The organism is Segatella copri, assembly GCF_002224675.1.
Lineage (GTDB): Bacteria > Bacteroidota > Bacteroidia > Bacteroidales > Bacteroidaceae > Prevotella > Prevotella copri_U.
In genome coordinates this window covers 222,425-235,305 of sequence record NZ_NMPZ01000001.1, presented here as the reverse complement: position 1 = coordinate 235,305, position 12,881 = coordinate 222,425, and the positions used below count along the sequence as shown (strand labels likewise).

The 12,881-nt window shown below is 46.1% G+C and carries 8 protein-coding genes and 2 tRNA genes; 5 read left to right on the top strand and 5 right to left on the bottom strand.

Annotation, left to right across the window (positions count from 1 at the left end):
• The first annotated feature begins 37 nt into the window (after window positions 1-37).
• Window positions 38-193, top strand: a complete 156-nt coding sequence (locus CFT61_RS00970; RefSeq protein ID WP_089542625.1) for a sulfate transporter — start codon at window positions 38-40, stop codon at window positions 191-193.
• 425 nt (window positions 194-618) lie between these two features.
• Here CFT61_RS00970 and CFT61_RS00965 read toward each other — a convergent pair.
• From CFT61_RS00965 to CFT61_RS00955, 3 genes are all read right to left on the bottom strand, one after another.
• A tRNA-Gly gene (locus tag CFT61_RS00965) sits at window positions 619-692 on the bottom strand.
• 52 nt (window positions 693-744) lie between these two features.
• Window positions 745-817: transfer RNA gene (locus CFT61_RS00960), tRNA-Thr, on the bottom strand.
• Between the two features lie 150 nt (window positions 818-967).
• Window positions 968-3,802, bottom strand: coding sequence for an ATP-dependent Clp protease ATP-binding subunit (locus CFT61_RS00955; RefSeq protein ID WP_089542624.1), 2,835 nt, complete (start codon window positions 3,800-3,802; stop codon window positions 968-970).
• Between the two features lie 354 nt (window positions 3,803-4,156).
• Between CFT61_RS00955 and gyrA the strand changes: the two genes are divergently transcribed.
• The 4 genes from gyrA (at window position 4,157) to CFT61_RS00935 (ending at window position 10,455) form a co-directional block, all read left to right on the top strand.
• Complete coding sequence (gene gyrA / locus CFT61_RS00950; RefSeq protein ID WP_089542623.1) at window positions 4,157-6,769, top strand: DNA gyrase subunit A; 2,613 nt, start codon at window positions 4,157-4,159, stop codon at window positions 6,767-6,769.
• A 77-nt stretch (window positions 6,770-6,846) separates the two neighbouring features.
• Window positions 6,847-8,055: a hypothetical protein gene (locus tag CFT61_RS00945; RefSeq protein WP_089542622.1), complete on the top strand. Its 1,209-nt coding sequence runs from the start codon at window positions 6,847-6,849 to the stop codon at window positions 8,053-8,055.
• 145 nt (window positions 8,056-8,200) lie between these two features.
• Window positions 8,201-9,409: an ABC transporter substrate-binding protein gene (locus CFT61_RS00940; protein ID WP_089542621.1), complete on the top strand. Its 1,209-nt coding sequence runs from the start codon at window positions 8,201-8,203 to the stop codon at window positions 9,407-9,409.
• A gap of 5 nt (window positions 9,410-9,414) precedes the next feature.
• Complete coding sequence (locus CFT61_RS00935; RefSeq protein WP_089542620.1) at window positions 9,415-10,455, top strand: iron ABC transporter permease; 1,041 nt, start codon at window positions 9,415-9,417, stop codon at window positions 10,453-10,455.
• Between the two features lie 91 nt (window positions 10,456-10,546).
• Here the strand turns inward: CFT61_RS00935 and CFT61_RS00930 are convergent, their stop codons facing one another.
• Both CFT61_RS00930 and thrC read right to left on the bottom strand, forming a co-directional pair.
• A complete protein-coding gene (locus tag CFT61_RS00930; protein ID WP_089542619.1) occupies window positions 10,547-11,503 on the bottom strand; it encodes a D-2-hydroxyacid dehydrogenase in 957 nt (318 codons plus the stop codon).
• Between the two features lie 2 nt (window positions 11,504-11,505).
• A complete protein-coding gene (thrC, locus tag CFT61_RS00925; protein ID WP_089542810.1) occupies window positions 11,506-12,807 on the bottom strand; it encodes a threonine synthase in 1,302 nt (433 codons plus the stop codon).
• Window positions 12,808-12,881: the final 74 nt, after the last annotated feature.

Here is a 12,881-nt window from a genome sequence, read left to right as displayed (position 1 = left end):
GAGGCAAACCGCAAGCCATTCAGAAAGGAGGGACGGAATGGATAATGATTTCCTTTATTATGCTTTTGCCCTGGTGGCGCTGGTTGTTGGTCTCTTTATCCTGAAGAAGGTTGCAACCTGTTTGGTCAAAACGGTGGTGGGAGTTATTCTCGTAGCTGTTCTTGCAGCCATCTATTGGCTTTATTTATCTTAAGAAGCTATTGGCTTTAATTTATCTTAAGCATCAGACCATTTCAAAAAAAAATAGTCCGGTAAGAATCAAGCTTTCGCTTGCCTTACCGGACTTTACGTTATCTTTTTACCTTCTAATAATACCTATTTATATTGTCTTTTCAATTGGTATTGCCAGATGTAGTCGAAGCCGAGTACGCCCTCTGCTACCTTCTGGGTGTCGCCAGTAGTCCAAAGCTCTTTCATGATCTGTTTATATTGTTTGTTATTTGTTATATTCGTTAGTTTCATAATAGAATATCATCTATTTCTTTCTCGATACCTAAATCTTTCTGAAAAGGAATTTGAACCTAATTAAAAAGGAACCGTACCTATTAGAAAAGAAATTCTTATCTTTCTGAAATCTGATGCAAAGGTATAAAAAATATCGGTATCTTATATCGAAGATGGAGCGAGATACGGGAGTCGAACCCGCCTCACAGGCTTGGGAAGCCCGTGCACTACCGATGTGCTAATCTCGCAGACAAAAAACTTTTGGAGGGAGATGCAAGCACGGCTTGCTGAAGAAAAGAGAGCCACGAGCGGGACTCGAACCCGCGACCCACGCATTACGAATGCGTTGCTCTACCAACTGAGCCATCATGGCTTTTCTCTTTAAGTGAATGCAAAGGTAACCAAAATTTTCTAATTGAGAAAATAATTTGTGAAGAGTTTTCTTCCGGTTAACTATCATTAACAAAAAAATGGGGCCTGCCTTTACAGACAAGCTCCCATAAGTAAAAATATCTATACCAAATTAATCTTTTATCATATTTTTGAAAGTCAATTCGTCTTTCTTCGGATTCTTTCCGATGCTGATGGTGGCTCCTGGCTTCAGGTTACCTTCCATCAGCAGCTCGCAGAGTCCGTCCTCCACGTAGTTCTGAATAGCCCGCTTCAATGGTCGGGCACCAAACTGCACATCGTATCCCTTGCTGGCCACGAATTCCTTTGCCTTGTCGGTCATCTGGAAATGATAGCCCAGATTCTCAATTCGCTTTACGAGAGATTTCAGCTCCAGATCTACGATGCTGGTGATAGCAGGCAAATCGAGCTGGTCGAAGGTGATAATCTCATCGAGACGGTTGAGAAATTCCGGAGCAAACTGCTTGGACAGATGCTTCTGAATGACGCTGCGAGCATATTCCTTATCCTTTTCGTCGATAGGCATCCCGTTGCTGCCGATTCCGCCTGCATTGAAACCTACGCCTCTGCCGAATTCCTTGAGCTGTCGGGTACCGGCGTTGGAGGTCATGATGATGATGGTGTTACGGAAGTCTATCAGACGACCGTTTCCATCTGTCAGTCTTCCTTCATCCATTACCTGCAGCAGGAGATTGAACACCTGGCTGTTTGCCTTCTCTATCTCATCCAGCAGAACGATGCTGTATGGTTTGCGGCGTACTTTCTCTGTCAACTGTCCACCTTCATCATAGCCAACGTATCCTGGAGGCGAACCGATGAGGCGTGAAGTGTTGAATCCTTCAGCATACTCGCTCATGTCGATTCTGAAGAGTGCATCTGCCGAACCGAACATCTCTTCTGCCAGTTTCTTGGCGAGGTAGGTCTTTCCAACACCTGTAGGACCAAGGAACATAAACACACCGATAGGGTGGTTAGGGTCTTTCAGTCCCATGCGGTTGCGCTGGATGGATTTCACAACCTTGTCGATGGCAGCGTCCTGGGCAATCACTTTTTCCTTGAGTACCTTGCCCATATTTCTCAGCCGAATATTATCGCTCTCTGCCATTTGCTGGACAGGGATGCCTGTCATGTTGCTTACTACCTTGGCGATTTCCGTTTCGTCTAGGGTGACACGGTGGTTCGGATCGCCATGCTCCCATTGCTTGCGCATCATCTCAATGTCGTGTTCCTGCTTTGTCTGGTAGTCTCTCAATGTTGCAGCCATCTCGAAATTCTGGCTTGCCACGGCAGCCTGTTTTTTGGCGATGGTTGCATTGAGTTTCTTTTCAGCCTCTATGAGTTCGTCAGGGACGGTCGCACTGTTAATGTGAATGTGAGCGCCAGCCTCGTCCATCACATCAATGGCCTTATCTGGGAAGGAACGGTCGTGCATGTATCTGTCAGCAAGCTTTACACATGCTTTCAGTGCTTCGTCTGTGTAGCTCACATTATGATGCTCTTCGTATTTCTCCTTGATGTTATGCAGAATCTCCAGCGTCTCTTCGGCAGTAGTAGGTTCTACGATGATCTTCTGGAATCTACGCTCCAAAGCACCATCCTTTTCAATACTCTTGCGATATTCGTTGAGGGTGGTGGCTCCGATGCACTGGATGAAGCCACGTGCCAGAGCTGGTTTCATGATGTTGGCAGCATCCATACTTCCTTCTGCGCCACCCGCACCAATCAAAGTGTGAATTTCATCGATGAAAACGATGATGTTCGGGTTTCTCTCCAGTTCCTTGATGACGCCCTTGATGCGCTCCTCAAACTGACCTCTATACTTGGTGCCGGCAACAATGCCTGTCATATCGAGACTCAATACTCGCTTGTTGAAGAAGAGGGAACTCTGGTCGCCCTTGGCAATCATCTGTGCCAGTCCTTCTACGATGGCACTTTTGCCAACACCAGGTTCACCTATTAATACTGGGTTGTTTTTCTTTCTTCTTCCCAGAATCTCCATCAGGCGGGTAATCTCCTTGTCTCTTCCTACTACAGGATCCAGGCTTCCGTCCTTGGCAGCCTTGGTCAGATCGTAGCTGAACTTGTCCAGATATGGAGTATTCGACTTAGTTGGCTTGGCGCCCACCACATTGCGTGCATTCTTGCCGTTGTTGCCACCCAGCTTTCCGTTGTCGGAATTTTGATTTTCACTGAAGTCGAGTGGTTCCTCCTCTGGGTCCAGCAGGTCTCCCTGACTGTCCTGGGCTGAAGCTGCACCGTCAGGAAGGGTAGAAGTATCGGCTTCTTCCTGATTTTCTGGAAGCTGTTGCTTATCTCGCAGGTCAATCATGTTGATGTCGCCTTCGGCAGATTCTTGTTCCTGCTCTGGCGCAGTCTCTGTTTCCGGTTTTTCATCTACAGCTTCCTGTTCTGAATCCCCGTCAATCTGATTGCGCTTGTAGTTCTCTACTTCTTGGTTCAACTTATTAAGTTTGTTGTCAATGTCCAGGTTGATACCATTGATATAGTCGAACAGTTTCTTATAGGTCAGACCTTGTGTGATGAGCAGTTTGGCAGGGTCGCACTCATCCTTCTTCAGGATGGCGAGCAGCAGGTGCTCCGGTTGTACCAAAGCAGCCTTTCCCTCACAGAGACGAGCTTCGATAATGGCTTCGCTGATAACTTCGCTGGTCTCCTTGTCGTACTTCAAGGCTCGTCCTTCTTCTGTTTCCGCAATTTCCTCAGCAGAGATTTTGTCTATCGCCTGTTCCTGCGAATCGTAAAGCGTGGAGCGGAGTACGTCGGTGTTGATGCCAAAATGCTCGAAAATATCGTTCACCTGCTTGTTGTTACAATGCAGGATTCCCAACATCAGGTGCTCAGTGTTCACCTGATTTCCCAACATACGGTAGGCTTCTTTGCCACTGTAGTTGAGTACGTCGTTGATATGTTGAAATGGATTTTGCATGTCTTACTCATTAAATTCAAATGCAAAAGTACACATTATTTTGGTAACAAACAAGAGTTTAGGCAACTTTTTTACTTCTTTAAAACACAATTAATGCTAAATTATCGTTTTTTTTCGATTCTATGCCTTTTATTTCATTTTATTTTTGTACCTTTGTCGTGATTTTGCAGAGGCTAAAACGGCTTAAAACGCAAGAAAAAGCCCTTAAACGCAATTTCGAGTCATTTTTGAGAGGTTGGTTGGAAGCAATCGCTGATGCTTCTCCCTTGGATGGTGGCAAATACCTGTCAACGCCTGAAAATAGAAGGTAAATAGGTATATATATAATAAGGTATAAACAATTAAAATTTAAATATGGACGAAAATCAGACAATGGATCATGATAGAATCATGAAAATAAACATTGAGGAGGAGATGAAGTCTAGCTACATCGACTATTCGATGTCAGTGATTGTGGCTCGTGCCCTCCCTGATGTACGCGATGGTTTCAAGCCTGTGCACCGCCGTATCCTCTATGGTATGCTGGGTATTGGAAACACCAGTGATAAACCTTACAAGAAGTGTGCCCGCGTAGTTGGTGAGGTACTTGGTAAGTACCACCCACATGGTGACTTTTCTGTGTATGGTGCCTTGGTTCGTATGGGTCAGGAGTGGAACATGCGTTACACTTTGATTGATGGACAGGGTAACTTCGGTTCTGTGGACGGCGACTCTCCTGCAGCGATGCGTTATACAGAGTGCCGACTCTCCAAGATGGGTGAGCACATCATGGACGACCTCGACAAGGAGACCGTTGATATGATGAACAACTTCGACGACACACTCCAGGAACCTTCCGTAATGCCTACCAAGATACCTAATCTGCTGGTAAATGGCGGTAACGGTATTGCTGTAGGTATGGCTACCAATATTCCTACCCACAACCTGGGTGAAGTAATTGATGGCTGCTGTGCTTACATCGACAATAATGATATTGATACAGACGGCTTGATGCAGTATATCCCTGCTCCTGATTTCCCTACTGGTGCTACCATCTATGGTATCCAGGGAGTGAAGGATGCCTACGAGACCGGTAAGGGTAGAATCGTGGTACGTGCTACTGCAGAAATCGAGTCTGGTGAAAATCATGATAAGATTGTCATCACCGAGATTCCTTATGGTGTCAACAAGGAGCAGCTCGTGATGGCTATTGCTGATCTTGCCAAGGAAGGCAGAGTGGATGGTATTGCCAATGTTAACGATGAGTCTGGCCGCCAGGGTATGCGTATCGTGGTTGATGTAAAGCGTGATGCGAATGCTAATGTTCTCTTGAACAAACTCTTCAAGTTGACAGCTCTTCAGAGCTCTTTCTCAGTAAATTGTATCGCTCTTGTTAATGGCCGTCCACGTCTTCTGAGTTTGAAGGAATGCGTGAAGTACTTCGTTGAACATCGTCATGATGTTACAATCCGTCGTACCCAGTTTGAATTGAAGAAGGCACAGGAGCGTGCTCATATCCTCGAGGGATTGATTATCGCCTGCGATAATATTGATGAGGTGGTTCATATCATCCGTGCCAGCAAGACTCCTTCTGATGCTCAGCGCAACTTGGAGAAGCGTTTTGAACTCGACGAACTGCAGAGTAAGGCTATTGTTGACATGCGCCTCAGCCAGTTAACTGGCTTGCGCCTGGAGCAGTTGCACAATGAATTCAATGAGTTGATGAAGACCATCGACTACTTGAACCAGATCTTGAACGATCCAGAACTTTGCAAGAAGGTGATGAAGGATGAACTCAATGAGGTGAAGGAGAAGTATGGCGATGCACGTCGTACTATGATCAAGCCAGACGATCACGAGTTTAATCCAGAGGACTTCTATCCAAACGATCCTGTGGTTATCACAGTCAGTCATCTCGGATACATCAAGCGTACTCCATTGTCAGAGTTCCGTGAGCAGGCTCGCGGTGGTGTTGGTGCCAAGGGTGCCCGCACCCGTGATAAGGACTTTACCGAGTATATCTATCCTGCAACAATGCACCAGACGATGCTGTTCTTCACCAAGAAGGGCCGCTGCTACTGGTTGAAGTGCTACGAGATTCCAGAGGGCGACCGCAACTCCAAGGGTCGTGCAATCCAGAACCTCCTCAACATTGAGAGCGATGATCAGGTAAACGCATTCCTCCGATTGAAGGGATTGAATGATGCAGAGTTCATCAATAGCCACTATGTAGTCTTCGCTACCAAGAATGGTACAGTCAAGAAGACCTGTCTGGAAGCATACTCTCGTCCTCGTGCCAACGGTGTGATTGCCATCAATATCGTTGAAGGCGATGAGGTGGTAGATGTTCGCTTGACCAATGGCCATAATGAGTTGATTCTCGCTAACCGCAATGGTCGTGCCGTTCGCTTCGATGAGAATCAGATCCGCACCATGGGACGTACTTCTACCGGTGTTCGTGGTATGCGTCTCGATGAGGGTGATGATGCATTGATTGGTATGATTGTAGTCAATGATCCAGAGAAGGAGACGGTCATGGTAGTAAGTGAGCAGGGTTATGGTAAGCGTTCAGACGTAGTTGATTACCGTGTTACCAACCGTGGTGGTAAGGGTGTGAAGACACTCAACATCACCGAAAAGACCGGTCGTCTGGTTGCTATCAAGAACGTTACTGATGAAAACGACCTGATGATCATCAACCAGAGTGGTATCGTGATTCGTCTTGCAGTGGCAGACTGCCGCGTGATGGGTCGTGCAACTCAGGGTGTTCGCCTCATCAATCTGACAAAGAAAAATGATGTCATTGCCAGCGTATGTAAGGTGATGAGCTCAGAGCTTGAAGCTTCGGTAGAGGAGGAGAGCCGTTCTGCCTGGGCCAAGAAGAGCGAGGAGATTGAGAATGACACAGTGGGTGCCAAGACAGCAGAAGAAGTTGTCGAGGCTGAAACTGAGTTGGAGAATCAAGAAGACGAGAACGTTCAGGAGTAACATCCTGAACGCTCGTTCACATTATATTGAAGACGCGTAAAAAAATATAAATTTCAACTTTTTAAACTTTAAACAAAATGAAAAAGTTAATCGTTGCTGCAATGATGGTACTAGGTACCACATCAGCATTCGCAGGAGACAGCGATGCCCTCAAGGCAGTGCTGAAGGCTAAGACTTATGCTGAGGCTGAGGCTTTGGTTAAGCAGAATTTGGGTCAGTTGGCTAACGATGCTGAGAAGGCAAAGGCTTACAACAAGCTTGTTGATCTCGGAATGAAGGCTTTCAACGACCAGCAGAGCATCCAGCAGACCAATCAGATCATGAAGAAGAATGATCCAGTGGATGAGAATGCTATGAACGAGGGTGCTTACAATGCATTGATGAATGCTATTGAGTGCTATAAGTACGATCAGCTTCCTAACGCTAAGGGTAAGGTGGCTCCTAAGTTCAATGGCAATGCATCACGTGTTTGGGGTGCACGTCAGCAGCTCGTAAACGCAGGTCAGGCTGCAGCTCAGAACAATAAGGCAGATGAGGTGTTGAAGTACTGGGGTGCATTCCTCGATACTGATTCTGATCCTCTCTTCGCTGGCATTGATGCTAAGCAGAAGGATGCTGAGAAGGATTATATCGGTCAGGTAGCTCTCTTCGCTGCTCGCTATGCTTATCAGGCTAAGGATGCTGCTCGTTGCGAGAAGTATTGCGACATCGCTATGACAAGCGAGAAGGAGGCTAAGGATGCTCTCAACCTCAAGCTCTATGTAATGAAGGATGGTTTGAAGACTAAGGCTGATTCTTTGGCTTATGTTGACAAGCTGAAGGCTCTCTTCGATAAGGATCAGACTAACGATGTCATCCTTGATGGTTTGAACGCTATGTATTCTTCTATGAAGATGGAGAAGGAGCAGATGGAGCTTTTGGATGGCGCTATCGCTAAGAATCCTAAGAACTTCGTTGCTCTCGCTAACAAGGGTATGATGTATATCCAGAAGAATGATGCAGACAATGCTATCAAGTGCCTCAAGCAGGCTCTTGACGCAAAGCAAGACAACGTTGTAGTTTTGGTTTACCTCGGTGCTTGCTACAACAGCAAGGCTGGTAACTTGCAGGATCCAAATGGCCGCAAGGTGGTTTACCAGGAGGCTATCAAGGTTCTCGACAAGGCTAAGGAGCTCGACCCAGAGAAGACTCAGGCTAACTGGGGTTACACTCGTTACCAGGCTTACTATGGCTACTATGGTCCTACAGCTGCTGAGACCAAGAAGGCTGAGGAGGAGAGCAAGTAATATTGCCTGAACTCTTTTAGAAATAATGATTATTGCTCCGGGAAAGGTTCCAATACTTTCCCGGAGCATTTTTTTTTGCAGAAAACTTGTCTGCCTTATTTTTTCTTTGTACTTTTGCAGACGGATTTTATAATTATGTTTAACGATGAAACAGATATTTATCAATCATAGGATTTTTAAGTCAGCTTTGTTCTTGGGGCTAGCTTCTCTTTTTGCATCCTGCCAGATGGGTAAGACGCAGGCTGGAGATAATATGGATGCAGGGGATACCATCCCGTTAAAGTATGCGCAGCATCTCACGATGGTGAAGCACGGAGAAGAATATACTGAGGTGATTCTTGCCAATCCTTGGAAAGAGGGAACTCTTCTGCATCGCTACATTCTGGTGCCTAAAGGGAAAGAGGGTAATGAAACGGTAACCCAACTTGCCAAGCGCCGTTCATCATCTGCCAGATGCGCTACTGATACGGTCCGTACCCCGGTAACTAGCAGCGTGGTCTTCACGGGACCTCATTGTCAGCTGATGTATGAACTGGGTTGCAAGAATGCCATTAGTGGCGTATGTGATATGAATTATATCAATATTCCAGATATCAGGAAGAGAGTGGTGGATTGTGGTTCCAGCATGCAACCGGATATTGAACGTATCATCTCCTTGAAGCCGGAGGCTCTCCTGGTTTCTCCTTTCGAGAACAGCGGAGGGTATGGTAAGTTGGATAAACTTCATATTCCCATCATTGAAGCTGCCGATTATATGGAGACTTCGCCATTGGGGAGAGCAGAATGGATGAAGTTTTATGGGATGCTTTTTGATAAGAATGCGGACTCGCTCTTTACGCGCATAGAACAGGATTATCAGCAGCTGAAGGCTGTTGCCAAGAAGTTGCCGCAAGGTCTGTCGGTGTTGACCGAAAGAAAAACGGGAAGCGTATGGTATGTACCTGGAGGACAGAGTACTATAGGTATTTTGTTAAAGGATGCCAACGCCCGTTATGTCTTTGAAGACGATTCGCATAGTGGAAGTCTTGCGATGAGTCCTGAGCAGATTCTTTCAAAAGGCAAAGATATTGATGTCTGGGCATTCAAGTATTTCGGCGGTGCACCATTAACACGTGCCCAATTGCTTCAGGAGTATGATGGCTACAAAGCTCTTCATTGCTTTGCCAATCCGCAGATTTACGAAGTGGACACCAGTACAGAGCCCTATTTTGAACTCACCAGTTTTCATCCTGAAATCCTGCTTCGTGAGTTTATCCTCCTTTCACATCCTGCTGATCACGCTAAGTTCTCGAAGTATGCAAAGGATATCAGAATGTTGGGAGCTTTGAGATTCTATCATCGTCAATTACAATAGAAACCATGAACAAGGTCATTATCTCTATTGTCCTGGTGGTTGCCATCGTTCTGCTGTTCTTCGGTAATTTGATATGGGGTAGCGTCAGCATTCCATACAGGGAGGTGGTAGGTGCATTGACGGGGAATCAGGCTGTCTCTGATACTTATGGCTATATTATCCTCGAATCGCGTCTTCCGCAGGCCATCACGGCTTTGCTTTCTGGTGCAGCTCTTGCCACAAGCGGTTTACTGCTCCAGACAGCTTTCCGTAATCCTCTGGCAGGACCGGATGTTTTTGGAATCAGCAGTGGAGCAGGATTGGCTGTTGCCATCGTTATGTTAGCCTTTGGAGGCAACATTAGTCTGAATAATCTCTGTCTGGGTTTTCTGGATGAAGAATGTGGTTATGCTATTGGTGGATTCATGGCTATTCTGGTGTCAGCCTTTGCAGGTGCAATGCTGGTGATGGGAATCATCACAGCTTTTTCTGCCATTGTTAGAAGTCATACAGTCCTTCTTATTATCGGTTTGATGGTAGGTTATCTTGCCAGCAGCGCCATCTCGTTATTGAATTTCTTCAGTACGGCAGAAGGTGTGAAATCCTATCTGATATGGGGAATGGGAAGTTTCGGCAATGTTTCTATGGACGAGGTGAGATGGTTTGTGCCATTTGCCATCCTCGGTCTATTGGTCTCCCTTTTACTCATCAAGCCGCTTAATGCAATGCTGTTGGGGGAGCAATATGCGGAGAATCTAGGTTTTCCTATCAGGAAACTTCGAATAGCCCTGCTCATCATAACCGGTATGCTTACTGCAGTAGTTACTGCCTTTTGTGGTCCTATAGCCTTTATTGGACTTGCCACTCCTCATATAGCACGTCTGCTGGTTGGTACGGAAAATCATCGACAGCTTCTGCCAGTTACAATGCTGATGGGGGCGGCTATTGCCCTTCTATGTAATCTTCTCTGTTCACTGCCATCAGATGGGGGAATCGTTCCGCTCAATGCCGTTACTCCTCTTTTTGGTGCACCTGTTATCATCTATATTCTGGTAAGAAGACGATAGGTTCCAGTAATCCAGCTGATGAAACCGCTTATCCCCCCATAAAATCTAGGGAATAAGCGGTTTACTTATTTTATCGAAATAAATATACAATTTATGGGTTCACCACATTAATTGGGTTTCCCTCAAGAAAAGCCTTTACGTTGGCAGCTACCTGGCTATTCAAGCGCTTGCGAGCCTCAAAGGTAGCCCAGGCAATGTGAGGAGTGAGATAGGCATTAGGCTCCTTAAAAAGAGGATTCTCTTTAGAAGGTGGTTCCTGACTCATCACGTCCGCACAATAAGCACCGAGTTTCTGGTCGTGCAAAGCCTTTGCAACAGCCTCTTCATCTACCAATGGTCCGCGACCGGTATTCACCAGAATGGCCGTATCCTTCATCTTTTCGATATTCTCCTTATTTATAAGGTGATAGGTATCATCTGAGAGAGGACAATGCAGGGTGAGAATATCACTTGTGGCAAGCAGTCCATCCTTGCTGACCTTTTGAATCCATTCAGGAAGGTCGCTAGAGTTTTTGCTGGTGCAGGCGCAAACGTCCATACCGAACTGGCGGGCGATATTTGCAACCTTCATACCGATGTTGCCCAATCCCATAATGCCAAGCTTTTTGCCTGCAAGTTCCATTAAAGGGGTATCCCAATAGCAGAAATCCTTGTTGTAAGCCCATCGCTCGTTTCTATTTTCCTGAGTGTAATGTTCTACACGGTTGGTAACAGCGAGAATGAGGGCAAAGGTCATCTGTGCCACACTATCCGTGCTATAGGCTGGGATGTTGGTAACGATGATACCTTGTTTCTTGGCAGCAGCTATATCCACTACATTGAAACCAGTAGCCTGGATTCCGATGTACTTCAAGTTAGGAAGCTGTGCCAATGTTTCTGCATCCATCTGTACCTTGTTCAACAAGATGATGTCTGCATCCTTGGCACGTTCCACTTTTTCTTCATCAGAAGTGCGGGGATAAACCACTACCTCGCCAAGCTGTTCCAGGAGATGGTAATCCAAATCTCCTGGATTAGCTGCATAGCCGTCTAAGATAACGATTTTCATACTTATTCGTTCATCAAATAATTCTTGAATGATGCAAAGTCCTTGGTCATCTGGATGCTCTTCTTCTCACCCTTCATGAATTCTGCAAGACGTGCAGGAATTTCGATGTCGGTTCCGAGGATGCTATCCACCTTCTCCTTGAACTTGGCTGGGTGAGCAGTCTCCAGGAATACACCGACCTCACCTGGCTTCAACTGTTCCTTTAAAGCCTGATAGCCACAAGCTCCGTGAGGATCAAGTACATACTTGGTCTCATTATAGCACTTCTTCATCGTGTCTGCTATCTGCTCATCCTTGTAGGTAGCTCCGCTGATGTATGCAGCGATGGCATCGTGATTACCCTTGTAGAGGTCATAGATGCGGGCAAAGTTTGAAGGATCACCCACGTCCATAGCATTGGCTATGGTCTGCTTGCTAGGCTGTGGATTATATTTGCCGGTCTGGAGATACTCATAGAAGATATCATTGGCATTGTTGGCAGCGATGAAACGATGGATTGGCAAGCCCATTTCATGACCGAAGAGTCCGGCTGTGATGTTACCGAAGTTACCGCTAGGTACGCAGATGACCAGCTTGTCTGCCAAGCCCTTCTCCTTCATGCGGGCGTATGCATTGAAATAGTAGAATGCCTGAGGCAGGAAGCGGGCTACATTGATAGAGTTGGCAGAAGTCAACTTCATGTGCTTGTTTAACACCTCGTCCATGAACGCAGACTTAACCAGCGCCTGGCAGTCATCGAAAACGCCATCTACCTCAAGGGCTGTGATGTTCTGACCGAGGGTAGTGAACTGGCTCTCCTGAATCTTGCTCACCTTGCCCTTTGGATAAAGCACGTAAACGTGGATTCCCTCTACACCGAGGAAACCATTGGCAACGGCAGAACCTGTATCACCCGATGTTGCTACGAGAACGTTGACTTCCTCTTTACCTTCCTGACGAACGAAGTACTGGAGCAGGCGAGCCATGAAACGGGCACCTACATCCTTGAAGGCGAGAGTAGGGCCATGGAACAATTCCAAAGAGTAGATATTTGGCTCTACCTCTACAACAGGGCAGTCGAATGCCAAGGTATCATATACTATCTTCTTCAGAGAATCTGCATCTACATCCTCGCCGAAGAAGGCATCAGCTACCTGGTATGCAATTTCCTGGAAGCTCAGCTTCTCGATATGGTCGAAGAAGTCCTGTGGCAACTTCTTGATGATTTCCGGCATATAGAGACCACGGTCTTCTGCCAAACCTTTAACTACCGCCTTGTGTAAATCGGCGATCGGTGCTTTCTTATTTGTTGAATAATATTTCATTTTTACTTTGAACTTTGAGATTTGAACTTTGAACTTGATGATTAGCTTTCGGATAACTATCATTAAGTTGTTAT

What these genes read in the sequence shown, in the direction of transcription:
- CFT61_RS00970 (WP_089542625.1), top strand. Translation starts at nt 38, where the DNA reads ATGGATAATGATTTCCTTTATTATGCTTTTGCCCTGGTGGCGCTGGTT.
- CFT61_RS00955 (WP_089542624.1), bottom strand. Translation starts at nt 3,802, where the DNA reads ATGCAAAATCCATTTCAACATATCAACGACGTACTCAACTACAGTGGC.
- gyrA (WP_089542623.1), top strand. Translation starts at nt 4,157, where the DNA reads ATGGACGAAAATCAGACAATGGATCATGATAGAATCATGAAAATAAAC.
- CFT61_RS00945 (WP_089542622.1), top strand. Translation starts at nt 6,847, where the DNA reads ATGAAAAAGTTAATCGTTGCTGCAATGATGGTACTAGGTACCACATCA.
- CFT61_RS00940 (WP_089542621.1), top strand. Translation starts at nt 8,201, where the DNA reads ATGAAACAGATATTTATCAATCATAGGATTTTTAAGTCAGCTTTGTTC.
- CFT61_RS00935 (WP_089542620.1), top strand. Translation starts at nt 9,415, where the DNA reads ATGAACAAGGTCATTATCTCTATTGTCCTGGTGGTTGCCATCGTTCTG.
- CFT61_RS00930 (WP_089542619.1), bottom strand. Translation starts at nt 11,503, where the DNA reads ATGAAAATCGTTATCTTAGACGGCTATGCAGCTAATCCAGGAGATTTG.
- thrC (WP_089542810.1), bottom strand. Translation starts at nt 12,807, where the DNA reads ATGAAATATTATTCAACAAATAAGAAAGCACCGATCGCCGATTTACAC.